This window comes from Chloroflexus sp., from assembly GCF_056331925.1.
Window position 1 is genome coordinate 226,809 of the sequence record NZ_JBWGQH010000001.1, and the last position, 26,285, is coordinate 253,093.

Consider the following 26,285-nt stretch of genomic DNA (forward strand, 5'->3'; position numbering starts at 1 on the left):
ATAATCCCTATAGTATGCAACCGCTAGAGATTCATACCGGCGTGCAGGTAACAGTAGCCGGGACAACCTATTCAAACAGCACACGGACGCTCATCGTCACGCCCGCCCTTCACCAACCTGAGGCGATGAACCGCGGGCAGTTGTTCGTGTTGTGTGAACCGGTTGGTCCGGTTGACCGCAGCGAACACGCTTGCCAGGTTGTTACTAAAGCGATCCGACAGACGTTTTATGAGTGTGAAGCAACGAGTGCTGCTTCAGCCCTGCGCCTGGCGATCATTGCCGCCAACAAAGCCTTGTACCAAGACAATATGCGGTGTGCGCCGGCCCAACGTATCACTGTCGGTATTACGGCCCTTGTCTTGCTCGGTAACGACCTCTTCATCGTCCAAATGCAACCAACACAGCTTTTTTTACGCTGTGGCGGCAAATTACGCGCTATCCCAACCCATCCAAGCTGGGATCCTGCACAAGTGAATGTAGCCCAAGTTGCCCTTACCGGTTCTTTGGGAGCAAGCCTCTTTGTCGAGCCGGAGTTTTTCCGCGCCGTCTTGCAACCGGGAGATGCGCTCCTCCTAAGCAGTAGTACGTTAGTGACGCGGTTCGATCCGCCAACAATGACTGCGTTGCTCGCTCAGGCCGATGTCAGCACGATATTGGCTACCGCTCAGGAACGGGCCACCGACGTATCGTCGATTGAATTACTGGCGTTGACGGTGCATGCACCTTCTCCTAAACCGATTGCCGTGCCTTCACCTACACCGACACACCGTTTGTTGCCTTGGTTCCACCGTGAGCCACCACCACCCCGCCCAACCGAACCGGACCCCGAACGGATTTTCACCCCGCCACCGCAACCGGCGCTTTCCCCGAATCCAATACCACGACCGGCGCCGATCGATCTTGGCGAGCCACTTGCCGAGCGGGTTGTTCGCCAACCGACACCCTTGCCACCTTCAAGCACGCTCGGTGAAGACCCACCACCATCACCGCCTATCGATCTTGGCGATCCTATCCCTGCTGCGTATCCGTATGGGGTACGCTATCGGTTACGTCCGCGCTACGAACAACATTGGTACGAACGATTGGCCTGGCCATGGCAGATACTGAGTGATTGGGTCCGTGAATGGCAACGCGAACGAAACTTACGCCGTAAAGCGCTAACAGTCAGTAGTTATGTACCACGAGGACGCGGGCTGACCTACCGCCGCACCAATCCCCCCTTTCCATGGCCGCTGATACTTATCACCGTGCTGGTGGTGAGTGGTGTTATCCTCTACGGCATGAATCTTACGCGCAGCAATGAAGTCCAACTCGCGCTTGAGTATCTGACGGCTGCCGAAGAGCGTGTTGCCGCAGTACGTACTGCACCCGATGAAACGGCTGCGCGCGAAGCCTTACAAAGTGCCCAACAAGCTATCGAGATAGTCCGGACTAGCCCTGAAATAACGACCACCAACCCAGGGTTATGGCTGCGTTACAATGAACTCGAACGGGAGTATGAGCGGTTGCTTGCAGCGATTGACCGTATCTCGTTTATCGAGCCAACCGTATTGGCGAGCCATCCGTTACCCAATGGTATCTTCACAACTATCATCGTCCCACCGGCAATGAGTGGTGTGACCGACCCCGATCAGCTTGAAATGCTCCGTTACATCTATGCGCTCGACGGCAATCGTGAAGCAGGCCGGCTCTATCGCATCCCCCGCGATGGCGGCATACCAGAACCGTATCTCGAACCGGGCCAGATCATAGGTTCGGCGATTGTTGGTCCACTCCGGGCTGCTCTCTGGCGGATCGATCAGGTAGTTGCCATCGATCAGGCACTCAACGGTTTTGGTTACTATTTTCGCCAAAACAATACATGGAACTATTCAAAATTGGGTAGTTCGGAGATCTGGATAACTCCAGAACGTCTTGATGTGGAGGAGTACGCCGGTAACCTCTACGTATGGGGAGCTGAGCCCGGCGAGGTACTGAAATTTGCTTCGGGCCGCTACGGTGACACACCGGAATTTTGGCTCAACCCCGGTGTGACCCGCGATGCAACGGTGTTGTCGGCCATTGATATGGCAGTAGACGGCAGTATTTACTTGCTCCAACCCGACGGGACAGTCCTCGTTTTTAGTTTTGGTCAATTGGTTGGTCAAATCAAGCCGGATAATGTCTCACCACCAATTGCCGAAGTGACGCGGTTTATCATCACCGGTCCACCTGACGCCGGCTTCATCTTTATGCTCGAACCGGCTAATGAACGGATTTTGCAATTGGATAAGCGTACCGGTGCCTTGATTCAGCAAATCCACGTGCGCGATGGAACGGGAGTCGATCTCGGTCAACTGAGTGCGCTGAGCATTGATACAAGCGGTAGCCGCCCGATGCTCTATTTCGCCGGTGGCAACAGTATTGTGCGAGCAGAACTACCCTCACCACCACGTAGTTTCCGTGAGGCGTCGACACCGTAGACTCGATACGAACGCCGACCGATGCGTATGAAAACGTTTCATTATCTTTTCATCATATGGTCAGTCCTCCTCTGGCTGCTGGTCGGATGTGGAGCCGCAGCTTTGGAGGAAGATATTGGCTTGGGTGGTGTAACGCCGGAAGCTGTCGTCGAGAGCTTTCTCGAAGACGTAAATGCGGCTCTTACCGATCCATTGCTCAGCGAGGCGATGGCACGAAACGTGTGGGCCAATCGGCTGGCAAGCTATTTTGCGCCCGGCGAGCGCGCCGATCAGCGCCTCGTTATGCAGGAAATGCTCGATGGATTTGCACGTGCAAACACCCAGCCGGCACGTGGCAGCCGGGCCGAAGTAGTCATCACCTACGACCGCACGCGCGTGTTGCAAATAAGGGAGAATACGGCATTGGTCGACGTCGTCAATGCAATTATGACCGTGCGTTGGCGCGATAACGACGGTAATGTGGTTCTTGAACGCAGTGGTGCCTTGCTCCAACTGATCGGACGTGAAGCGAGTGGGTTGCCGGTCATTCGGGTCGATGGACGCTGGTATTTAACCGAGGCGGGATAACAAACGTACATTCATTCCAATGCAGAAGGGGCGGGATCGAACCCCGCCCCTACCAACGATAGCGATGCACATTACGCCGGCAACGGGCTTGGACCGCTCAAACCCATCTGCGGTGTATCCGGCTGTACCGGTCGATCCTCGGTACGGCCGTTCGGTATCGCATTACCGCTCTTACTCAGATCGAGAGTTAGCGGCTTCACCCGCCGAATCAACTCTTCGAGCTGCTCACCGTCAAGCGTCTCATACTCAATCAAGGCATTCGCCATATCATCGAGTACTGCCCGGTTCTGGAGTAGGATCTGCTGCGCCGTTTCGTAGGCTTCGCTTACGATCGCATGCACCTCTTCATCGATTTGGCGGGCAACCTCATCACCATAGTTGCGCTGCTCGCTAATCTCGCGACCAAGGAAGATCAGCTCTTCCTTCTCACCAAAGACGATCGGGCCGAGACGCTGGCTCATACCGTAGCGCGTCACCATCGCACGAGCGATACGGGTCACCTGAACCAGATCACCGGAGGCGCCGGTTGTCACCTCTTCGTTACCGAAAACAATCTCTTCAGCAACTCGTCCACCCAATGAAACAGCTAGTCGCGCTTTAAATTGCGAAACAGTGCGCAAATTGAGGCTATCCTCGTCAGGCAAGAAAAGTGTATAGCCACCTGCCTGACCACGCGGGATAATTGTCACTTTTTGCACCTTATCGGCTTTGGGCAAAGCAGCACCGACAATTGCATGTCCAGACTCGTGGTACGCCACCACCAGCTTCTGGCGATCGGTCATCACCCGCGAGCGACGCTCAGGACCACCGATAGCCACCCGCTCGACCGCATCTTGGAACTCGGCCATGCTAATCTTGCGCTTCGAGCGACGTGCTGCCAGAATTGCCGCTTCATTCACCACATTCATCAGGTCAGCACCAGAGAAACCGGGGGTCTGGCGGGCGAGAATCTCTAGATTCACATCCTCGGCCAGTGGCTTACCCTTAACGTGAACCTTCAGGATCTCGATCCGCCCACGCACATCGGGCGCATCGAGCACTACTTGGCGGTCAAAGCGGCCGGGGCGAACGAGCGCCGGATCGAGCACATCAGGTCGGTTCGTGGCAGCAATCACGATCACGTTGGTATTGGTATCGAACCCATCCATCTCAACCAGAATCTGGTTGAGTGTCTGTTCACGTTCGTCGTGTGACCCACCGAGACCGGCACCACGCTGACGACCGACAGCATCGATCTCATCAATGAAAACGATACAAGGTGCGTTACGCTTAGCCTGATCGAATAGATCGCGAACGCGAGAAGCACCAACACCGACGAACATCTCGACAAACTCGGAGCCGGAGATGCTGAAGAAAGGTACACCGGCCTCACCGGCAACCGCTCGCGAGAGCAGCGTTTTACCGGTACCGGGCGGGCCAACCATCAGTACACCGCGCGGAATGCGGGCGCCAAGAGCGGCGAACTTATCCGGGAACTTGAGAAACTCAACGATCTCGGCCAAGTCTTGCTTAGCCTCTTCCTGACCGGCAACATCGGCAAACGTAATGGTCGGCTTATCGCCGGCGAACATGCGTGCGCGGCTTTTACCGAACGACATCGCCTGATTGTTGCTTCCTTGGGCTTGGCGCATAAAGAAGACAAAAAAGCCGATCAGCAATAGGGTTGGCAAGAGGATCGTAAAGATACTCAGCAAACCGCCCCACGCCGGCGCTGGCTGCACAATAACGTTAATCGTGCGCTGCCCTTGTTCGTTGCGCAGCGGCACACCGTAATCGGCCAACAACCGCATCACGCTATCGGCCGACTCAAGCCGGGAGCGATATTTCTTGCCGTCATTGTAGGTAACGATAATCTGCTCGTCACCGGCTTGCGCCTGAATCTCGCGCACCAAGCCGGCTTGGGCATCGGCAATCACATCGGCGATGCCTTTCTCTTCCGTCTGGCTGGCCCCTGGACCAAGGTATTGGAAAAAGAGCGCAAGAGCCGCAACCAGAATGATCAGATAGACAAAACTATTTTTTAACCAACGGTTATCACCCATACATCTTCTTTCTAGAGGGGTTGCCTCACGATTGCATCTTGGTGTGATAACGAAATCAACCGATGCAGAGGAACAGTGCCCCGACTATCAAGGAGGCTCCGATTACAAAATGGCAGCATGCCCATGTGCATGCTTGCCGTATTGGAATTATAGCATCAGCCGATCGGCAGAGGCAAGGGAACAGATCACAGTCAAAATGTGATCTGGATCACATGCCTACGGATGCGCAGCCCGGTTGGTGAACAAACGTGTTCCGTTATCAGGAGCCGCATGGCTGTGCGGCGCTACAGTTTAGATATTCTGGCGCTTTACGACAGGAGCCGTAGCCGTTCGGCGCTACAGTTTGCGGCGGTTTACGATAGGTAGACTTCAGGGCGGAGGACACCGATAAACGGCAGATTGCGGTAGCGCTCGGCATAGTCGAGGCCATAGCCGACAACAAACGCATTGGGAATGTCAAAACCGACATAATCAACCGGCACGTCAGCAGTGCGACGTTCGGGCTTGTTGAGCAGGGTGCAGATGCGTAAACTAGCCGGGTTGCGGCGCAACAATTGGGCACGCAGGTACGCCAGGGTCAATCCACTGTCGATAATATCTTCGACGATTAGCACATGGCGGTGCGAGATGTCGGTGTCGAGATCTTTCATCAGACGCACCACACCTGATGACTCGGTACTGGCCCCATAACTGGCGACGGCGATAAAATCTATCGCAAGGGGAAGATCGATGGCTCGAGCGAGATCGACCATAAACATCGCGCATCCCTTCAGGACCCCAACCAGCAACAGATCACCGATTGCACGATAGTCGTTGGTGATAGCGGTACCAAGTTCGGCAACGCGCTGTTTGATCTGCTCTTCGCTAATTAAGATATAGTCAATATCTTGGCGCATACTTACTCCTGGTCAGTTACGTTTGGGGCCAACCATTCCGATCCACATTGTAGCCTGATTCGGGTCGGCTGCGGCAACACCGGTCGCGACCCGCAATCCGACTAACCACAAGATCCGATCGGTCGCGTCTACCAGCACCGGCCAATGATCGCGCAGCACGCGCGGTAGATGGAGGTCAACGAAGATATCCTGCAAGCGACGACTACCGGGGGCACCTGCCGGACGCATCCGGTCGCCGGGACGACGCGAACGAAGGGTGAGCGGACCAACGGGTGGATGGGCGAGTGGCAACCACCAATGGTCCGGCATCGTTGGCGGATCGACCTGCACCACGCAATACCACCCGTTAGGCAGAAAAACCTTGCCGCTTGTCGGTAACAACATCGGTTCATAGACTTGAGGTGCTAGTGGCGGTTCAGCATCAGGCAAGGCAACGGTCACCGTCAATTGATCGCAGGTTAGAACGAGTTGTGGCGTCAGCCGCATCTGCCGACCTGCCTGCCCTTTGAGCATCTGTAGGGCAGCGTTGATCTGGGCCAAGCTTGGTTCTTCTGCGCCGAGTTCGGCGATTGCGCGTCGAAGCGCATAGCGCTGTAATGCCGGATGCAGTACCCGCAGCGCGGCGCGGTCGAAGGCAATGAGTTCGCGCCGCCGTTCGGCGATCAGCGTCGGCCACTGCACTGCGAGCATCTGCTGGATGTAATCGTAATCTTCGGCACAAATACGAGCGGTGCGGTTCAGCGCAGCGTAGATTTGTGGGTTTTCGGTAGCAAGTTGTGGTAGAAGCTGATGACGGATGCGAGCACGTAGATAGTGGAGATTACGGTTGGTCGGATCGTCGCGTGGGGTCAGGGCGTGCAGCTTACAGTAGTCGGCCAGCGTCGTGCGGCGAATCGTCAGCAATGGACGGAGCAGTGGCGGCCCAGAAGAGGGTACTACGCCGGCAGCAATCGCCGGCGCAGCCCATTCCGACCACACAACCCGCTCACGCATCCCGCGTAATCCAACCGGCCCGGCACCACGCAGAAGATGCATCAGCACCGTCTCTGCTTGATCATCGGCCTGATGCGCAACCAGGACAGCATCAACACCCTCGGCGATGGCAGTTCGCGCAAGGAAGGTATAGCGAACCATCCGCGCAGTGGCTGAAGTCGTACCGAGTGGTAAGTGCGCCTGCTCAATAACTGCGCGCAAGCCCCATTCAGCCGCGAGCGAGGCGACAAACGCCGCATCTGCTGCCGATTCGGCCCCGCGCAGGCCATGATCGAGATGGGCCACAATCGGAACAGGACCACCCTCGGCTTGTAGGGTAGTGAGCATATGCAGCAGGGCGAGCGAATCGCTACCCCCAGAGACAGCGACCAGCAAGCGAGCAGTAGCCTTCCCGACCCCTTCAGCGAGTAAGAACTGGCGTAGGTAGTTGATCATCGACATCCCTATTGTGGAAGCAAGGAATGCAAAGCCGGTGAGCATTGCTCACCGGCTATTGGTGCCGGAGGCGGGATTCGAACCCGCGACCTAACGATTATGAGCCGTTTGCTCTACCGCTGAGCTACCCCGGCACAGCTCCACAGTGTACCACTGAACCGGCGATTAGTCAAGGTTTCGCCGGTCGGATGAATCCAGCCAACGCTGCCAGCGGGAGCGCGGTACGCGGCAAGAAACCGTTGCGCCACAGACCGCCATGGTTTGCTTGTGTACAGAGCAACTCGAGTGGATGATCAATTGCCACCCCAGGATCGGCAAAACAGTTGCGACAGCGTAGATCGTGAACCCACAACGCTGCCATCAACGCACCGGTCGTTTCAGGAGCGAAAATCTCGACGCCGAAGAGGTGTGCACCATTGTAACCGGCTCTCAGCGCAGGATTCTTGATCACCGAGCGTGTCATCGTGGAAGGTGCGACATTGATCGAAACCCGCTGACCGCTAGCCCGCGCGATGATGGCACGCCACTGCTGAATCCGCTTGGCAAGGGCGTAGTTGGGACCTTGTTCAAGAAAGAGACAATCAACAATCCCGTACCGTTTGCCATTGATACTGGTGATCAGTTCACGGATATGCGGCTGTAACAACTGCCCGGCACTCAGGACACGTAAGATCGTGGCAGGTAGCTTTCCAAGTGGACGGGCCGCAGCAGCATTGGCCATCGCTGCTAGCGCGGTAGCTTCCGGTACGGCAAAGACATCGGTTGGGGTAGCCATTGTCATGAGCGTTGTATTGGGATAGGCCGCACTCACCGTCGCAACGATAACATCCATCGCTAAAACTACACGTACATGACGCTCACCGTCGAGGTAGGCAAGCGTCGCAATATCGAGTGGCCGCATCAACGACAGCAACCATGCTGCAACCTCCGGCGCGTGGGTGAGCAGATCAACCCCGGCTATCGAAAGCCACTGTTCAGGTGGAGCGTCGGCGGAAACCGGTTGCGAAACCGGTACAAATAGCTTTGCATTACCGGCTGAAACCAGCTCGATGATCCGTTGCCAGCGAGGCGGATCGGGAACATCGACTGCAATGATATTAGCTCGCCACCGGGCCAGCGCCGCCAACGGTCCGGCTTCCGAACCGGCGCCGAGCAAGACTAGTGTGCGGTCGGAGAGATCGAGCCATTCTGGGTGTTCCATTACCTCGATCAAGGCCCGAGCGCAACCGGGTTCGATAATCCCAGTACTTTCCCAATGGGCAATCTGTGCGTGCAGAGCTGCACCATGAAGCCATTGGCCGCGATAAGGGATAGCAAAAGGGGCGATAGTATCAGGCCCCCTACCGCGTAGCATTGCTGTAAAGAGGGTTGCCGGACGTGGATGCCGCATCGCCTCGATCAACGGCATCGCCATACCATCACGCACCCACTCGACCTGCTGCCAAGCCGCAGCGATCCCATCGGTAGCAATAGTCAATGCCTGCGTCGGATCGGTGATGGTAGCCGCCGTTAATGCGCGAAAATACCGCGGATAGGCACGGCGCCAGTTGGGTTCTTGGTTAAGAGCTGCCACCGTCTGTGCATCAATTCCACTCAACGCGGCCCTGATAATCGCCCGATTAGATTGGGTCGAGCTACGCTTTCCATCGGGTCCGGCAACGAACTGCAATCCCTCTGCTACCTGTACTGCCTGCAAGCTCAGATCACGCATATCACTCCCGCATATATTGCCAACGCATATCGCCGGTCGACGCTCTACGAACGCATCGCCAACGCTGCTTGCAACGTCGCCGCAGTACGAATCGCAGAGAGATCGGCGCCAAGACTCACAAGCGTCTGTGCGACTTCGGGGCGAACGCCGGCTAAAACCGTTACCGTTCCCATTAAACGTGCCGCTTGAGCAACCTGAAGCAAACCGGCGGCAGCGTGGGAGTCGATGATCGCCACTCCGGTCACATCGATCACCAGCACGCGGGCATTCGTCTGCTCAATGGCGGTGAGGGCTGCTTGCAGCAACTGCTGGATCCGCGTTTGATCAAGTTGACCGATGATCGGTGTCACCAGGGTCTCATCGTTAATCGGAATCATCGGCGCCGAGAGATTGATAATCTGCTGGTTAAGTTGTTGTTGAGCCGCGAGTGCCGCTTGCAATTGTGCCATCGTCGCCTGCTGCTCGGCAGTCAATCGCTCTAAGGCAGCAGTGCGTTCGATAACCCGCCGCTCGAGATCGGCATTTAGTTCGGCCAGCCGGCGATTAGCCGCTTCAGCTTGCTGACGTAGCTGACGCGCCTCCTCGAGGGCTGTTGCCAAACTACGCGCGCCGATGAACGTAATCAACGCACTGACGGTCAGTAAGACTGTTAAATGAGCAGCGGCCAGATCAAGCGAAATTATGGCACGCTGGCTAGATGGCAAGCTGAGGATAACACCACCAAGAGCCGCGAGCGCCAAACCGAGCACAACCCAGATCTGATTTGGTCGCAGAAGTACGCTGGCGAGCAAGATGCTTAGCAGCAAGTAGAAGAGATTAAAGGGCGAGTTAGGATTGAGAAACATCCCACTCAGCGCACCGATACCGCTCACCAAAATCAGAACATATGAGCCGGCGGTGACAAACCCCTTGCGACCGAGCCATGCGGCGGTGGCAAAGACCAAAGTAGCCAAACCAAGATTGATAAAACGACCGGGGGTTGGTTGGAAGAGTGTCAGCAAGATCCCAATCGTCAGTAAAATCACGACAGTACCTAACGACAACGTAACGAGAATCTGACCACGACGCTGTTCGTCAGGTGTCCGAGCTTGCATAGTGATGAGGGGTGCAAGATATTTTATCATCAGTTTAACCTCCCAAATGGTTGGGATATTATATACCGTAGAAAACCGATTGGGAGACACGATAGAATCATATGGTAGCCAAGCGACGACTCAGCATGAGCGCCATTTGGGGGTTAGGAGCAGTTGTAATATCGGTCAAACCACTATTGAGATGAACGAGTGTCTGAGCCACAGCAGGACGAATGCCGCTGATAATAGTGCGTGCACCCAGCAAGCGAATCGCAGCAGCCGTATCGATCAGGGCCTTAGCGACGGCAGTATCAATGATGGTAATGCCGGTAATATCAATAATCACGGTATGAGCACGTTGTTCAGCGACCAAATCGAGAATGCGACGGCGCAACTGTTCGGCCCGACGGCTATCGAGATTACCAACGAGCGGAACCAACAATACCTGATCGTCAATCTTGAGCACCGGCAACTCGAGGGCAGCAACCAACTCGAGCAGACGCTGCTGTTCTTCCGCCCGCTGTGCAATCTCACACCGGGCAGTTTCAGCAACCTGTCGGGCAGCCTCAGCTTCAGCCGCACGTTGATCGGCAAGATCGAGAGCTTGCACCTGGGCCACAACAATCTGATCGAGAAAGGCCCAAATCGCGATCATCAGGGCAGCTAGACTACTCGCCTGTAAAAAGCGCAGTAATTCGAGCGGAATCGATTGTTGTTCAGTCGTTGGCCCAAGGATAACAATCGCTACAATCAAGAGCGCGCATGTGATCATCACTCCAATCGTAAACGCACGCCGTCCATGTAATCCGGCCAACAAAATGACGACAGCCAGAAACGGAGCAACAGCCAGCCGCAATTCGGGCATCCAAACGGCAATGACCATCTCATTGACGATGACAGCCAAGCTAAAGGGAAGAATAACTTGCCAGATGGGACATTCGTGAGTTAACAACCATAACGTCGCCAGACAACCCAAACCGGTAACCAGAGCAACGACAATAACCAGACCGATAACGAGATGTGTTGTAAGTACATACACGATCAGCGTTAATAGTATAGCAACAGCAGCAATGATGAGAGTGCTAAGCGCGATATTACGGATGATGCGGCGATAGAACCGATCAAGAAACGCTTGTGACGTACTCATCACCACCTCCTAAGTATGGATAACACCGACCACCCGCACTCATATACGTTTAACAATACCACACTACACTCGATTTTGACTGGCACGTGTGAATTATATTTTGCAAGCGCACCTACGGGTGGTCAAAGACTTCGAAATAACCGATTATGCCACGGTGTGTCGTGAGACCAGTAATCTTTTTCGCTCTCGCATCAGCCGGCCAACTTTCGAAATAACCGATTATGCTACGGTGTGTCGTGAGAACCGATGTGAGTCGTTCTAACATTAATTTTGAACATGAAGCGGGGTTTATATATAATGTACGATACATCGTCGTAGGATTGCACTTCAGGAGAATAACCCATGCATCTCTCCACTACTACTCTACGATCAATCCCCGTCGCAAACTGGTTTCGCGTTTTGAAGCATGAAATCCATCTCTACTGGCGCTTCACCCGTTACGATATTTCAGCGACAGTTATTCCGGGGGTGGCATTCGCTTTAGCGGCATGGCACCAAGGCCAACCCAACTGGGCTGCTTTACCCGGTCTTATCGGGTGGGGAGTAGTGTACTTTTGGCTTTATTCCGTCTGTTTTTGTATTTCCAACCAATTGGCCGGCGAATCGGAGGATCGTCTTAACAAACCAGATCGCCCCTTAATCAGTGGACTGGTTTCACGTCAGGGTGCGATGGTCCGCTGGATTATCTTTATGGCCCTCTTCGCACTGGTAGGTTGGTACTTAGGTGTGCTTGAATGGACACTCCTTTGGCAAATAACGCTTACCCTCCACAATTTTGGACGTTTTGCGGGCCACTATTGGGGTAAGAACCTCTCGATGGTTTTTGGCGCGATTGCCCAATTGGCCGCAGCTTGGCAGATGGTATGACCGATTACGCCAGCAGCGTGGGTATGGTTGCTGGTACCTAGCATTACGCTGCTCTCGAATGCCTCACTCCAAGATTTACGCGATATTGACGGTGATCGAATGAACGGTCGCCGCACGATGCCAATCGTATTTGGTGAAACATTTACGCGCATCTTTGTCGCTATTGCATTCGGATGTGTTGCTTTACTTACCCACTTCGCTTTGTTCGTACCTGCCGGTCTCAATACCGGTACCCTCTTGCTTGATGGAATACAGGCCGGTATTTGTTTGGTCATCGCCGGGCGAGTGCTCTTCTTTCGCACACCTGCCGCCGATCATGTGTCGTATATAATGTATACTTACTGGTACAGCTTCCTGCTCGCGGCTGCCATTGTCGTACTGTAACGATTGATCAGAGGTCTGTATCGATCAACGGTAGACATTATTCAGACTTCTACACCATGCAGATCCGAGGTACGCTGGAGCGTACCTCGGCTTACCTTGCGCATATACCGATTAGAATCGGCTCCACAAATACTGATTCGTCACCTCATGGTGAAACTGGACTTCAGCCCGCTTGATCAAGGTACCGAGCCGGCGCGGGCAGCGGTCGGCTACCGTCGTCTTCAGATCGGCAAAGCGGGCATGCACGCTCTCACCCATGATTTGGGCCATAAAGGCGCTTTGACGGAAGTTAGCAATCGCGTCGTAGATATTATCCGGCAATAGCGCTGTACTATTCCGTACATCGGTTGTGGGCAACGGCCCTTCAAGACCGGTACGCAGCAGGGCATAGATAGCCAAATAGGGATTGGCATCGGGCGCGATTGAACGTACCTCGATCCGCGCTGAACGTGCATTTCCGATGGGGATTCGGATCATCGAGCCACGGTCGGTCGGTGAAACTTTAATCTGGTTGGGTGCCTCAAAGTGCGGATCAAGCCGCCGGTAGGCATTCACACTCGAGTTCAGAATGAGGCACAGATCCTGCGCACTATTGAGAATGCGGTCAATGAAACTCCACGCCAGTTCCGAGAGCCGTTCGGGGCCGTTGGCATCGTAGAACAGATTTACCCCTTGCCGCGACAGCGAGATGTTGGTATGCATCCCATTACCGTTCACGCCGGTAATCGGTTTTGGCAGAAAACTCGCTGTCATATCGAGTTTACTGGCAACTTGGCGGCAGATCAGCTTATAGAGGAGGATTTGATCGGTAGCAATCGTTGCCTCGGTGTAGCTATAGTTCATCTCGAACTGCGAGGGTGCGACTTCGGGGTGATCCTTCTCGTTCTCAAATCCCATCGCGCGCTGTGCTTCGGCAGCCATATCGATGAACTGGCGCAGTGGATCGCCCGGCAGCGAGTGATAATAGCCGCCGGTGCTGACCATCGTAAATTCACCAGTCTCGCGGTAGCGCTGTTCAGCATTCCGTCCTTTGAAAAGAAAGCCTTCGATCTCGGTAGCAACATTGCACGTCAAGCCATCGCGCTGATACAGTTCATTCACATACCGGTGCAGCCGACCTCGCATATCAGCTTCATAAGGGGTCCCGTCTTGGTTCAGCACATACCCAAACACCAACACCTTACCGGGCCCAAAGATGTCGGCCGGAAGCCAATAAAAAGCCGACCAGTCGATGGCGAGACGGAGATCCGACTCGGCCTGCACCGAAAAGCCCCGCACCGATGAGCCGTCAAAGGTGAGATTATCGGCGGAGGATAACAGAAACTTCTTGTCGTAATCGAGCATGTGCAGGCGACCTTCGAGATCGGTAAAGCAAACCGTGACCGCTTTGATCCGACGCTCGTCGGTTAGATAACGCATCCGTTCCTCGCGCATGACATCCGGCGCGACCCGCGCCAAGCGCTGACGCTTCACACTTAAGTTCAGCTCTTCTAATTGCTCGTAGGGGATTTCGAGAAAGTCGCGCAATTCGCTCATGGTTTTTTCCTTTTCACTGCGGAGTGTGCAATTGTTGAAGCATATTATACTCTGAAGCATAACATTCTCTGTTAACGCTGTTGCGTGACGAGCCTACGGCAAGCTATGTGCCAAACATACGTGCGCCGTTGCCGTGATACAGGAAGCAACGGCGCAGCATACCGAACAATGGTTAGGTTGGTCTTCCCACCTCTTCACTGTGACGACCGAATCTCGTACACCTGCCAGCCCAACGGCGTAAACACAACCACAACATCTAACCGAATCTGACCACGATGACAGGCAAACCGCAATGGAATCACCAGCTCCATACCGAAGATCGGCCAGTCAGTCGGTCGACGGTACGGTCCTAACACAAAGCTTGGCGGGTGATCCGCGTGCTGCCATTCCGCCAGTAGCAGATGAAGCGATGCCGGTCGCTGCATATGGCCGGCAAAGGCGACAACGGCAGTTTGTGGATCGTGCTCGACCGCATCAAGCAACTCGCGGATGATGAAGGTCGGTTCGCGGTAGGGACGAGTTAGGGTAGCAACCGATTCACGCAGCGATGGCCAGGTGTGACCTAGCCCCAGACCAACAACCAGACTCGTCAGACAACATAAACACCCGAACAACAACGAGCGCATAGTTTTTCTCCACGCTTGCCGATAGGCAAGGCAGGTGGCGTTGTTACCACCTACCTGTGCGCTGCGTTATTTCAAGGTGCGCAGATACGCCATCAAATCAGCCATCTCCTGATCGGTCAGATTATGTGGGGGCATATAACCGATCCGACCGGTGCCACCGGTACGAATCCACTCGGCAATATTCGCTTCGCTGCGCTCTTTGCCATTGGGCAACATCCCCTTATAATCTACACCCTTCGGCAACACCGGCCCAGAGGCGCTAAACAGACCGGCTAAACCGGGACCGACAAGCACTTCTTTAGAAGTGGTATGACAAGCCGCACAGGGACCAAACAGTTCCTTTCCGTGCTTAGGATCACCCTTCGATGAAAGTGACGTATCGGCCAACGCCGCCGGCAATTCGGCTACCGACATCGATGAGGAGGTTTGTTGGTTACCGCCACAGGCGGTCAACAGCCCGATCAACAGCAGAGTAAACGTCCACGCAATAGTGCGGTTCATCGCTCCACTCCTTGTGCATCAAAATCTCGTGACCGGTCAATGGTAAAGTAGTCGGACGATTCGGTGATAATGACCCAGATTCACCGTCCTGTGTCGACAAACGTCTAGGCCAAGCACAAGGAGTAAAGGCGAGGTGGCGGTGTGGGTGGTGGAAGTGAAAAGGTAACCGGTAGAGGAAAGCGGATGCCCGGCAATACGGTTATCAACGGCACAACGAATAGGACCGCGAGCAGCAGTGGTGGCAACATTTCATAGACTGCACGCGGCTGGATTCCGGCCAGCGGCGCCGGTGTATCAGGCATCGGTTGCACACCCTCATCACCACGAGACACATCACAGAGGAAGAAGTTCTGGGTTGCGTCTTGCCGTAACCAATCGTGGATGAGACAGTGCAATACACAACTGAGCGGGCTGAGTACACCTAGCTCAAGGGCGACAAGGATAGTGAGGAAACGTACTATCCACCGACCACAACTATTAACTTGCCGGCTAAGCCGGCTATGACAAAAGATTGTGCCGTTTTTCACAACACTTATAGTATCGTGCAGGATAACTCCTGTCAAGAGGATGAAGCTGCGCAAGAGGCGGGCAAGACTTGGATACAGGGCAAACGGATGGTAAGGAACAATTGCCAAGCTGGTGGTTATCGTACCGGCTTGGCAACCGCTTTGCAACTTTCCACCGACAAGCTGGGCGTGTAACTGTGAAGCGGTTTATCCATTGTGGTGTGGGGAAGGGAGCGCAGCAGGTTGACAAAGACAAAGTCTACCCTTGTCGGCGCAACGTGGTCATCTAGGCCGATTCAAGTTCGGCGCGTGGATGCATCATCGGATCGGGAGTTACCGTCGGTTCAGGAGTCGGGCCGGTGTCCGTCCAGCCTTGACTTTCAAGGGTAAACGGTACCTCGGCAATCACCATATCGTGATCGCACACGATCTGGCACGCTAGCCGATATTCGCCTAGTAGACCACGCTCTTTCAACTTGGCATATTCTGGCGCAGTCATCACGTCTGGCTCGCCCTCGGCAAATTTCACCCGACACGTTGTGCAGCGGGCATAACCGCCACAACGGTGACCAATCGCAATACCGGCTTGTTCAATTGCCAATACCAAACGGGTCCCTGCTTCAACCGTAATTGAGCGTTCACCAACGGTAACAGTCGGCATATGTCCTCCGTAGGATGCCCAGAAAAGAATAATAGGAGTACATATTCAAACTACCACACCTTGCACAATGTCGTCAATGGTAAACGATTCAGCGGTTGACCTGCTGCCACAGCAACGCGACATAGCTGCGTAGATCGCCGGCTGTACCACCACTCAACGGATCGACAACGTCATCGTTCGCACATTGCGCTAGCAACCGGCTGAGCTTGTTTGAGCGAGTGACGGACGGTGTCCATCTGGTTGAGGCGTATCGCTACGCCTGCCATCTCAATCAGCCCTATGACAAAATGCGAGTCGAGATAGAGGCTACACCGATAATTAGCCAAAGCCTCTTCCAAACGGCCATGATGTTCGGCAATCTGGGCAAGGAGGTAATACGCCGGCGCATAGAGCGGATTGATTTCCAACACCTGTTGAACATAGGTTTGGGCCGCGTTCCAATCACCATGATCTGCTGCCACTCGCGCCTGGCGGAGACGTTCTTCCGGCGATGGTGTTGGTGCCGGTACCGGCGCCTGTGCTGACAGTTGCACGGTGAGCACCGGTGAAGATTGGGGAGGTGGTAAGGGTAAAGCGGGGAAATTGGTGGAAGGCATCACAAAGGGAGGCGCCTGCAACGGCTTGAGGTACAACACGGTACCCGGAGCGTTATACGTTTCAAATTGGCGAAACCGTTCGATATGGGGCTCAGCATGACCGACCACGAGCCAACCACCGGGCGTCAAGGCATCGTAGAACCGTTGCACGATCTGTTGCATCGTTCGATCATCGAAATAGATCAGAACATTACGACAAAAAATCAAGTCAAATGCAAGAATTCCTAACTGTGGTGAAGGGTAGGTCGGTTCGACCAGATTCAGTTGGGCGAAGATCACATCATGTTTCACCTCATCATGCAAACGCCAACGACCGTTTTCAGGAATGAAGTAGCGATCCCGCACAGCGGGCGGCATTTCGCGAAACGACCAATTCCCGTACACAGCTTCACGTACCCGTTCGAGAAAACGCCGATTAATATCGGTAGCGAGGATGTTGAACTGCCATGGCGGATCGGTTGGTAACGCTTCACGCAGCGCAATCGCCAACGAATACGGTTCTTCGCCGGTTGCACAGCCGGCACTCCACACCCGCAGATAACGAATCAGATGACGACGCTGAAGCAAATCTGGTACGATCACATCGCGTAGGGCAGCAAACTGAGCAGCATTGCGAAAAAAGTACGTCTCCCAATCGTTAGCTCATTCACCAACTCATTCCACGCCACCGGTGAATGCTCAAGGAGATCGAGTAATTGCGCCGCTACCGATATTCAAGCAACCTTAAGTTAAGAATAGGAATCCGTCCGTTTTTACCTCCTGTGACCACTCGCCGCACCAACCGTACCGTCGTCTACCGGACGACATCTTTTTGTACCGACAACCACTACTCCGCTAACCAAAAGCGATTGTCTGATAGCAGCACAACGTGTTTACAGCTCAGCCAACAGAGAGTAGCTATGACAGACCCTACCGTGCCATCTTCATGATCGTCGAAGCAGGTCTGATGCGTGACTGCTGCCTGCTCAAGGCATACGCAATACCATCCTGCAACGTCGCCTTGGTTACGATACCGGTGAGATCGATACCAAGCTGCACTAACGTCTGCGCAATCTCCGGGTTAATCCCACTCAACACCACCTGCGCACCTAACAAGGACGCCGCCTGTGCAGTTCGGATCAGAGCACCGGCAACTTGCGTATCAACGACCCTCACGCCGGTAATATCAATGATGGCTACCGTTGCATGATACCGATTAACTCCATCGAGTAAGGTTTCCATCACCTGCTGCGCGCGTGATGAGTCAATGGTTCCGATCAGCGGTATCACGACCACACCATTGGCAATCGGCAGCAGCGGTGTGCTCAACTCACGCAGCACCGCATGTTGGGCTTGAATAATCTGCTCTTGCAATACCAACGTCTGCCGCTCGCGTTCGGCGCGACGCTGCTCGGTTATATCACGTACCAGCACCAGCACATTCTCGCCACTTGGGTGCATACGCGCTTCATAATCGCGCAACTCGCCACCTATCTCCAATTGATATTCGTAGCGCTGCGGCTGACCGGTTTGATTCACGATCTTAAGATGGTGTCGCGTCAGCTCAGCGAGTACGGGTGGTAATACTTCGTCAAAACGGCGATGGAGAAAGACTTCTGGCGGCGCAGCTAGTTCATCACTGCTATCGGCTTTGTACTGCAAAAATATCCCGTCGCGACTGAGCAGAAACATCAGATCGGGCAAAGCTTGCAACAACGCTCGCTGCTGCTGTTCGCTCGCCTGCAAACGGGCCACCGCTTCGAGTTGCTCGGTCAGATCGTGATTGATGATACCAAAACCCATCAGTTTGTCGGTACGGTCGCGTAACACCGGAAGCGCTACTTGCACCGTCAAGAGTGAACCATCGCTGCGGAGGTAGCGCAAGGTACCGTGCGCAGCCGCCTCGGTTGTCGCCTGTCGTACCATAGAGGTAAGGTTTTCTCGATCATCCGGGTAAACCAGATTGGGCCACGCTATGCCGACCAATTGCTCATAACCGAGCAGCTCAAGAAAAGCAGAGTTGGTGTAGGTCAACTGCAAGTCCGGATCAACGATACCAATCCCGTCGGGAGCATTTTCCATCAGCAACCGGAGTGTGCGCAGATATTCGGTTTGTTGACGTTGTTCAGTAATATCTTCATAAAACCCGAGTACACCGATCACCTCACCCTGACGACGCAAGGGTAGCTTAGTCGTGCGGATCCAGATTTGCGTCCCGTCACCGCGGATGAGAGACTCTTCAATATTCGTCTGCGGACCAGAGGCCATCACCACGCGGTCACTGTACTGATAGTGGGCTGCTTGTCGACGCCACGGCAACTCAAAGTCGGTCTTGCCGATAATGTCTTTAAAGCTGCTCAGACCCGAATCTTCTAGAACACGTCGGTTGCAGCCAAGAAAGCGCGATTCTTTATCCTTCCAAAACACACCGAGCGGTAAATGATCGATGACCGTATACAACATCTCGCGCTTCTCGTACAGCTCGCTACGCAGATGGTGTAGGGCCGATATATCGTGCCCAATCGAGGTAAAACTGATAATAGTCCCTTGCTCGTTATAGTGGAGCACTACTGACCACAGGAAATGAAACACCGAGCCATCGCGATGCAGTATCCGGCTCTCAATCTCAGCTGCGCGCCGACCATCCCGCACCCACTCGATCACTGCTTGCTGCAAACGATCACGGTCATCAGGATGAGTCAATTCGAGCACCGTTTTGCCGATACATTCGGCAGGATCATATCCGAAAAAGCGTTGGGCCGTCGGGTTAACGAAGGTGATCACACCTTGTGCATCAGCTTCAGTAACGAGGAGTGATGCACGTTCCATCGTCGCGAGCAGGTGCTCGGAAAGCTGACTACTGCCGGACATCGATGAGGGATCGGGATGCATTAGTTGCCTCTCTAACGCACAGTTGAACAACTTTCATAAATAATTATAACCTAAAACTATGAAGCGAATATTAAGTTCAGATTATTAAACCATTGTACAAGCTAAGGGAAGGTAGTGGCACATAGGCTGGTGCGGTGGAAACAAGAGTAGCGAGCATGTAGAGAAGGTAGTGTCGGTCAATCGGAAAGTTTTTCTGGGAAAACCGGTGTGAACTACAAAAACAACACAGATGAGCTCCGACAATCAGCCTCGCTTACGATGAAGTGACACCAACGATAGGCATCCCCGATAAGCGGGCGCAACGTTCTCGCTTATCGGGGTGCCATCAGCATTCCCAAGCCATCTACCGAGCATAGATACGCCTAGAAATGGGGGTGTGACTCAAGCTGCTGTACCAACGCCTCGAACAGATCGCTCTCGGTGATAATTCCAATCACCCGTTTGTGCTCATCAATGACCGGTAAGCCACCGATCTTGTTCTCGATCATCAACAGCGCCGCTTCGCGCAAACCGGTCTCCGGCGTCACTGCAATCGGATTGTCGGTCATCACTTCATACACCTTAACATTACGCAATGCCTGCGCAATATCGACCGGATCCAACCCGGCAACCCGCATCACATCAGCACCACGAATATCGCCTTGGGTAATGATGCCCCGCAATTCACCGGTATCAACAACCACCGGCAAACGGCGAATATCATGCTCGCGCATCAGGGCTAAGGCTTCGCTAAGTGGTGCCGCGAGATTCACGGTAATGGCTGGGGTGCGCATCCAATAGCGAATCTCCTGCTCGGCCGGCACAACCGGTTTAGATTTGTTCGTCATAATGCGCCTCCTTGCGCTCATACAACATGCTATGGTTATTATGATCGTAACAGGAACTTAGCAGGATCGCTGTAAAAAGTTGCAGGATTGTAGTGATTATCCGACAACCGGGTTGTACCACAGGCTCATCATCACGGGACGGCAGCGTGAGCAACATCCTATGCCTGAGGCCGCGAAAGCCCGTACAGGCGCACCAGCCCCAAAGGAGTAGTTATGTCCTCACACCATTACTCGCGAAAGTGGTACAATACCGCTACCGGCGAAAGACGAGGTGGGCAATGCAGTGGCGAAGAGGATTGATACTGACCGTACTCCTGGGGTTAATTGCGTGCAATAGCCTGACCCAGAGTCGTCCAACCGTCACCCCAACGAACATCATACCCGTTGCCCTGACGCCGGTGCCAACTGCAACCCCGATCATCGTATCCTTACCACTTGTCAGTGCTGCCGAGACGACACCGACATTACCTGCACCACAATCACTACCATCGCTCCCGTATCGAATTGTAGCGACCTACCCACACGATGCACAGGCGTGGACGCAAGGCCTGATCGTCGCCGGGCCAGGACGGCTCTACGAAGGAACCGGCGATTACGCCAATTCATCACTACGAGAAGTTGATCTCGTCACCGGTGACGTGCTCCGCAGCGTCTCGCTTGGCGATCCAGCTCTCTACGGCGAAGGCATTGCCCAAGTTGGTGACCGAATTTTTCAGCTTACATGGCAAAACGGGCGCGGTTTTATCTACAATGCTGCAACATTTGAACGAACTGGAACATTCACGTATCCAACCCCACCGGCAACGATGCCCCGTGAAGGATGGGGCCTCACCTACGATGGTACCCACTTGATCATGAGCGATGGCACCGCCACCCTCTATTTCATCGATCCCGAACAGACGGTTGCCACCGGGCAATTGAACATTGTTCGCACAGTCACGGTCACGATTGGTGACCAGCCGCGTGACCGATTGAACGAATTAGAGTATATTGACGGTCTGATCTTTGCCAATGTCTGGTATAGCGATCAGATTGTCCTGATCAATCCGACCGATGGCCGCGTTGTGGGCGTACTCGATATGAGTGGACTATTGTCACCTCAAGAACGGGCGACCGCCGATGTCCTGAACGGGATCGCGTATGATCCGGCCAGCAGACACATCTTCGTCACCGGGAAATACTGGCCGCGTCTCTTTGCGATCACACTTGATCAGCAAGTTTACCTGCCGCTGATCTCCAACCGTGACGATCAGTAGCACAATTACCGGCGTTTTTCAAAAGGTATGCCTCAACTACACTACTCAGCGGCATACTTTTTTGGGAAACACAATATCTGCGCCTAACCATAGGCTTATCAGACAGGAGTTTCTTATGACCACATCCAGCGGCCTACAGTATGTTGAAGTCCAGCCCGGCTACGGCGAGCAGCCGCAACCCGGCGCTATCGTTTCAGTCCACTACCGCGGTATGCTCGCCGATGGTTCGGTATTCGATAGTTCGTATGAGCGCGGTGAGCCGATCAGCTTTCCACTTGGTGTCGGTATGGTGATTCCGGGTTGGGATGAGGGAATCGGGATGATGCGAGTAGGCGGTAAGGCGCGGCTTATCATTCCACCCCATCTGGCTTACGGAGAACTCGGCTATCCACCGGTGATCCCGCCGAACGCTACCTTGACGTTCGATGTCGAGTTGGTTGAGATTTTACCCGGACCACCGGAAGCACCACAAGACTTGCCGGCCGACCGCTATACCACCAATCCCAGCGGTCTCAAGTTTGTCGATCTGACCGTAGGCGATGGTACCGTGGCCAAAGCTGGCCATACCGTCACCGTTCACTACACCGGTTGGTTGACCGACGGCAGTATGTTCGACAGTTCCCTCCTCCGTGGTGAACCGTTTATCTTCCCGCTTGGCGCCGGACGGGTCATACGAGGCTGGGATGAGGGTGTCGCCGGAATGCGGGTTGGCGGACGACGTCAGTTGATCATTCCGGCAGCGCTGGCCTACGGTAATCGTGGCGCCGGTGATGTCATACCACCGGGAGCGACCCTGATCTTTGAAGTGGAGTTGCTGGAGGTTGTTTGATGCGGATCGAAGCGATTGAACTGCGCCGGATCCGGCTACCATACCGGTCACCGTTCGAGACGAGCGGCTGGCGCGAAGAGGCGAATCACTCGGTGATCGTTACGTTGCATAGCGAAGGGGCAGTTGGCTGGGGCGAAGCCCCGGTCGGTGCTGGACCATGGTACAATGAAGAGACGCAGACAACGGCGTGGGTGATGATGCGTGAGATTTTGGCCCCACTGCTTCTCGGCCGTGATCTCAGCTACCCTGAGGAGGTCGATACGATATTCGCCCGTGTCCGCGGCAATCGTATGGCACGGGCTGGGCTTGAATTCGCTGCTTGGGATTTGTTCGGACGGGCAAGTAGGCAGAGTCTGAGTGCGATGCTCGGTGGTACTCGGCAGCGCGTCGAGGTTGGCGTGAGCGTTGGTGTACAACCTTCCATCGAAGCACTTCTTGAAGTGGTTGAAGGGTACGTCAGTGCAGGTTATCAACGGGTGAAACTAAAGATTAAACCAGGCTGGGACGTTGAACCAACCCGTGCTGTGCGCGAGCGTTGGCCGGATTTACGCCTACAGGTCGATGCCAACAGCATTTACACCCTTGATCAGGCTGCCCAACTTGCCAAACTCGATGAGTTTGATCTGCTGCTGATCGAGCAACCGCTCGCTCACGACGACATCATCGATCACGCGAAACTGCAACGTCAACTGCGTACCCCTATCTGTCTTGACGAGAGTATCGTATCACCCGCTCATGCGCGTTGGGCTATCGAGTTACGCGCTTGCGGAGTGATTAACATCAAACCGTCACGGGTCGGTGGGCTTCACGCGGCGCGCCAAATCCACGATCTGGCCCAAGCTGCCGGTATTCCGGTCTGGTGTGGTGGTATGCTGGAAACCGGGATCGGACGCGCCGCTAACGTTGGCTTGGCCAGTCTACCCAACTTCAGCTTGCCCGGTGACATCAGCGCCAACGACCGCTACTTCCACCAAGACATTGTTACCAACCCCTTTACCCTTAATCCCGACAGCACCCTCACGGTGCCAACCGGGCCGGGTAACGGAGCTGAAGTCGATCTCGAACGATTACAAGCGGTAACTATCGATTACGTAATGTTACGGATCTAATCTGACGCAGCCGACTACCTACGAGCGGTTACTGAATGAAGAGGTAGATGTTACATCTACCTCTTCTGCTTATAGCACCGACACCGTCGTTACTGTTCAGATAGTAACCGTGCTCCGAGCAAAAACCCATACCCACGCACCGGCTGAATAATGCCAGGCAGCTTCCGGCGCAATCGAGCGAGTCGGGCTTTCACCAGTTCACGTGCTTCACAATATTGCATTTTTCGCTTGTAAATCAGATCGGCCAATGACTCAAACGAAGCTATCTGACTCGGTAATTGCGACAGATAGTGAATAACTTCAAGCTCGCATTGATTAAGCGGAATCTCGCGATTGTTGAACAAGGCCCGTGCTACGGCTGCATTTACCATCAAGGTTGGCCACGACGATGTATCTACGACCAGCGCTTGAGGATGAGGGGAGGGTTTCGTTGCGATGTCGGGGGAGATGTGTGCAGGTTTCGTCGACCGCTGCCACAGACACGAAAACCGCTCGGCAGAACATGTCGGGACAAGCTTGACCAGTTGATCGTGGTGGTTATCAAGCCAGTGACTATTGAAAATACGAGGGATTCGACTGGCAATCAGTGCGTAATCGCGAAGTGAGGCATTGATCCGATCGATAATCAGATAATCAAACGCCATCTGGTTCACATCATCATAGGCTGAACGAACATCACTGACTGCCACTACTGCCCAATCCAATCGGTTAAGTAGCTGGGTTAAGCGGTTGCGGCGGTCAGGCTCATGCTCCACGAGGAGGATAATCCCTTTTAGCATGGCGCTAACCCCTGTACTACTCATATGGATATGCCAACTAGTATAGAGAGCCGTAGAAGAAAGTCACAATCACCCTTTATTCCTAGTAACAGTTAGTACTTTTACAACGATGAGAGAAAAATTTATACGTATTGATACTTCTCTTAAACCGTTACTTTCACAATATCGTACTATTGTATATCAATATTCGATACCATCCATTACAAAAAACTGAACAAAAAGCGGTCTGTCATATCAAAACAAGAAATCCATGCTTGAACAGGAGCAAGTTGGCACACAGCCAACCAGGTAGCTCCGCCTAGCATGGAATTCGGTTAGAGAATTGAAACCGTTATTCTGTATCCCCCGCTTCGTCTAGAGCAAGACGAGCAGCAGATCGAGTGCATCCTACCGCTTCGCAGCAGCCATCATCGCGGTAAACTGGGCAAAGAGATAGGTCGCATCGTGTGGACCAGGCCCGGCTTCAGGGTGATACTGTACACTGAAGCAATGCAGTTCTGGATAGCTAAACCCTTCCAACGTCTGATCGTTCAGGTTGATGTGGGTCAATTCAACGCCTGCCGGTAACGAATCCGGATCAACTGCAAAGCCGTGATTTTGCGAGGTAATCTCCACCCGCCCCGTTGGCAGATAGCGTACCGGATGGTTCGCCCCGTGATGACCAAACGGCAACTTGTACGTGCGTCCACCTAATGCCAGCCCCATCAGTTGGTGACCGAGGCAGATACCAAAGATCGGCAATTTACCCAGCAACGCGCGCAACGTCGCCACCGCATAGGTCGCCGCCGCCGGATCACCCGGCCCGTTTGAGAAGAAGATGCCATCAGGTTGGAGCGCCAACGCCTCAGCCGGTGATGTCGTCGCCGGAACGACGGTCACCCGGCAACCATGATCGACTAAGCGCCGTAAGATGGTGCGCTTGATCCCAAAATCGTAAGCCACCACATGGTACGTAAGCTCTTTGGCGGGGCCGTTGGGGTAGGGCGGGGTAAACGGCTCGCTGTTCGTTGTCCAATGGTACGGTTCGGGACAAGTCACCACCTGCGTTAGGTCTTGGCCTTCCATCGGTGGTGCAGCTCGACACTTTGCTAACAGGGTTTCAATCGACTCGCCGGTGGTTGAGATAATCCCGCGCATCGCACCGGCAGTACGAATATGGCGCGTCAAGGCCCGTGTATCGACCTCGCTAATCGCGACAATCCCGTAGTCACGCAACAATTGGGATAGGCTCCCTCTGGCCCGCCACGAACTATAGTGTTCGCTATAACTGCGCACGATAAAGCCCGCTACTTGCGGCTGGATCGATTCAGGGTCAAAATCGTTGACGCCGGTATTTCCAATATGCGACGCAGTCATCGTGACAAGTTGACCACAGTAGGAAGGATCGGTCAGAATCTCTTGGTAGCCGGTCATGCCGGTGTGAAACACCACCTCACCGATCCGCTCACCGGGAGCACCAAACGAACGACCGGGAAACACACGACCATCTTCAAGCACAAGTATTGCATCCATTGTCATGTTCTCGTGGTGGGGCTTGGGCCAATAGCCATTGCCTGCCGAGTCATTTGCGGTATTGTATCATAAGCGTTCGCGCCGGTGGTGGAGAACCGA

23 protein-coding genes and 1 tRNA gene are annotated in these 26,285 nt (G+C 54.2%); 7 read left to right on the top strand and 17 right to left on the bottom strand.

Translation table 11 applies throughout. The annotated features are described in order from the left end of the window. The first annotated feature begins 14 nt into the window (after positions 1-14). Together AC01ZF_RS00960 and AC01ZF_RS00965 are read left to right on the top strand one after the other, a co-directional pair. Positions 15-2,462 carry a hypothetical protein gene (locus AC01ZF_RS00960; protein ID WP_424677299.1) on the top strand — a complete coding sequence of 816 codons (2,448 nt, stop codon included), beginning with the start codon at positions 15-17 and terminating at the stop codon, positions 2,460-2,462. Positions 2,463-2,489: 27 nt separating this feature from the next. Then, positions 2,490-3,029: a hypothetical protein gene (locus AC01ZF_RS00965; protein ID WP_424677298.1), complete on the top strand. Its 540-nt coding sequence runs from the start codon at positions 2,490-2,492 to the stop codon at positions 3,027-3,029. Positions 3,030-3,100: 71 nt separating this feature from the next. On the opposite strand, the gene ftsH is transcribed toward AC01ZF_RS00965, so the two are convergent. The 7 genes from ftsH to AC01ZF_RS01000 all read right to left on the bottom strand — a co-directional run bounded on the left by ftsH (position 3,101) and on the right by AC01ZF_RS01000 (position 11,326). Beyond that, positions 3,101-5,071, bottom strand: a complete 1,971-nt coding sequence (gene ftsH / locus AC01ZF_RS00970; RefSeq protein ID WP_428111030.1) for an ATP-dependent zinc metalloprotease FtsH — start codon at positions 5,069-5,071, stop codon at positions 3,101-3,103. Positions 5,072-5,424: 353 nt separating this feature from the next. Continuing rightward, on the bottom strand, positions 5,425-5,967 hold the full coding sequence (hpt, locus tag AC01ZF_RS00975; protein ID WP_424675821.1) for a hypoxanthine phosphoribosyltransferase: 543 nt from the start codon (positions 5,965-5,967) through the stop codon (positions 5,425-5,427). A gap of 12 nt (positions 5,968-5,979) precedes the next feature. Continuing rightward, positions 5,980-7,395 carry a tRNA lysidine(34) synthetase TilS gene (gene tilS, locus AC01ZF_RS00980; protein ID WP_476575038.1) on the bottom strand — a complete coding sequence of 472 codons (1,416 nt, stop codon included), beginning with the start codon at positions 7,393-7,395 and terminating at the stop codon, positions 5,980-5,982. Between the two features lie 59 nt (positions 7,396-7,454). Beyond that, positions 7,455-7,529 (bottom strand) — tRNA-Met (locus AC01ZF_RS00985). A gap of 35 nt (positions 7,530-7,564) precedes the next feature. After that, positions 7,565-9,106 (bottom strand): hypothetical protein, encoded by a 1,542-nt coding sequence (locus AC01ZF_RS00990; protein ID WP_424675819.1) that lies wholly within the window; start codon positions 9,104-9,106, stop codon positions 7,565-7,567. Between the two features lie 44 nt (positions 9,107-9,150). Beyond that, positions 9,151-10,230, bottom strand: a complete 1,080-nt coding sequence (locus AC01ZF_RS00995; RefSeq protein WP_476575039.1) for an STAS domain-containing protein — start codon at positions 10,228-10,230, stop codon at positions 9,151-9,153. A gap of 67 nt (positions 10,231-10,297) precedes the next feature. Further along, positions 10,298-11,326, bottom strand: a complete 1,029-nt coding sequence (locus AC01ZF_RS01000; RefSeq protein WP_428111027.1) for an STAS domain-containing protein — start codon at positions 11,324-11,326, stop codon at positions 10,298-10,300. Positions 11,327-11,725: 399 nt separating this feature from the next. Between AC01ZF_RS01000 and AC01ZF_RS01005 the strand changes: the two genes are divergently transcribed. Both AC01ZF_RS01005 and AC01ZF_RS01010 read left to right on the top strand, forming a co-directional pair. Then, on the top strand, positions 11,726-12,193 hold the full coding sequence (locus AC01ZF_RS01005) for a UbiA family prenyltransferase (RefSeq protein WP_476575040.1): 468 nt from the start codon (positions 11,726-11,728) through the stop codon (positions 12,191-12,193). 3 nt (positions 12,194-12,196) lie between these two features. Beyond that, the gene (locus AC01ZF_RS01010; protein ID WP_476575055.1) at positions 12,197-12,577 is read left to right on the top strand and encodes a UbiA family prenyltransferase; all 381 of its coding nucleotides are present in this window, start codon (positions 12,197-12,199) and stop codon (positions 12,575-12,577) included. A 111-nt stretch (positions 12,578-12,688) separates the two neighbouring features. On the opposite strand, the gene AC01ZF_RS01015 is transcribed toward AC01ZF_RS01010, so the two are convergent. From AC01ZF_RS01015 to AC01ZF_RS01050, 8 genes are all read right to left on the bottom strand, one after another. Further along, the gene (locus AC01ZF_RS01015; RefSeq protein WP_424675815.1) at positions 12,689-14,113 is read right to left on the bottom strand and encodes a glutamine synthetase family protein; all 1,425 of its coding nucleotides are present in this window, start codon (positions 14,111-14,113) and stop codon (positions 12,689-12,691) included. Positions 14,114-14,307: 194 nt separating this feature from the next. After that, entirely contained in the window at positions 14,308-14,739 is a 432-nt protein-coding gene (locus AC01ZF_RS01020; RefSeq protein WP_428132495.1) for a hypothetical protein, read from the bottom strand. 66 nt (positions 14,740-14,805) lie between these two features. Then, entirely contained in the window at positions 14,806-15,240 is a 435-nt protein-coding gene (locus AC01ZF_RS01025; RefSeq protein WP_476575041.1) for a c-type cytochrome, read from the bottom strand. Between the two features lie 104 nt (positions 15,241-15,344). Beyond that, positions 15,345-15,914: a hypothetical protein gene (locus tag AC01ZF_RS01030; protein WP_424675812.1), complete on the bottom strand. Its 570-nt coding sequence runs from the start codon at positions 15,912-15,914 to the stop codon at positions 15,345-15,347. A 118-nt stretch (positions 15,915-16,032) separates the two neighbouring features. Next, on the bottom strand, positions 16,033-16,407 hold the full coding sequence (locus tag AC01ZF_RS01035) for a 2Fe-2S iron-sulfur cluster-binding protein (RefSeq protein ID WP_424675811.1): 375 nt from the start codon (positions 16,405-16,407) through the stop codon (positions 16,033-16,035). Positions 16,408-16,577: 170 nt separating this feature from the next. Beyond that, positions 16,578-17,585 (bottom strand): CheR family methyltransferase, encoded by a 1,008-nt coding sequence (locus AC01ZF_RS01040; protein WP_424675810.1) that lies wholly within the window; start codon positions 17,583-17,585, stop codon positions 16,578-16,580. Positions 17,586-17,912: 327 nt separating this feature from the next. Further along, entirely contained in the window at positions 17,913-19,874 is a 1,962-nt protein-coding gene (locus AC01ZF_RS01045; RefSeq protein ID WP_476575042.1) for a PAS domain S-box protein, read from the bottom strand. A gap of 362 nt (positions 19,875-20,236) precedes the next feature. Further along, positions 20,237-20,701, bottom strand: a complete 465-nt coding sequence (locus AC01ZF_RS01050; protein ID WP_424675807.1) for a CBS domain-containing protein — start codon at positions 20,699-20,701, stop codon at positions 20,237-20,239. Positions 20,702-20,979: 278 nt separating this feature from the next. On the opposite strand from AC01ZF_RS01050, the gene AC01ZF_RS01055 reads away from it, so the two are divergent. The 3 genes from AC01ZF_RS01055 to menC all read left to right on the top strand — a co-directional run bounded on the left by AC01ZF_RS01055 (position 20,980) and on the right by menC (position 23,895). Beyond that, entirely contained in the window at positions 20,980-21,957 is a 978-nt protein-coding gene (locus AC01ZF_RS01055) for a glutaminyl-peptide cyclotransferase (protein ID WP_424675806.1), read from the top strand. 115 nt (positions 21,958-22,072) lie between these two features. Next, positions 22,073-22,786, top strand: a complete 714-nt coding sequence (locus AC01ZF_RS01060; RefSeq protein ID WP_424675805.1) for an FKBP-type peptidyl-prolyl cis-trans isomerase — start codon at positions 22,073-22,075, stop codon at positions 22,784-22,786. Beyond that, entirely contained in the window at positions 22,786-23,895 is a 1,110-nt protein-coding gene (gene menC, locus AC01ZF_RS01065; protein ID WP_424675823.1) for an o-succinylbenzoate synthase, read from the top strand. The genes AC01ZF_RS01060 and menC overlap by 1 nt, the downstream gene beginning before the upstream one ends. A gap of 89 nt (positions 23,896-23,984) precedes the next feature. On the opposite strand, the gene AC01ZF_RS01070 is transcribed toward menC, so the two are convergent. Together AC01ZF_RS01070 and carA are read right to left on the bottom strand one after the other, a co-directional pair. After that, entirely contained in the window at positions 23,985-24,698 is a 714-nt protein-coding gene (locus tag AC01ZF_RS01070) for a hypothetical protein (protein WP_424675804.1), read from the bottom strand. A gap of 363 nt (positions 24,699-25,061) precedes the next feature. Beyond that, complete coding sequence (gene carA / locus AC01ZF_RS01075) at positions 25,062-26,186, bottom strand: glutamine-hydrolyzing carbamoyl-phosphate synthase small subunit (protein WP_424675803.1); 1,125 nt, start codon at positions 26,184-26,186, stop codon at positions 25,062-25,064. Positions 26,187-26,285: the final 99 nt, after the last annotated feature.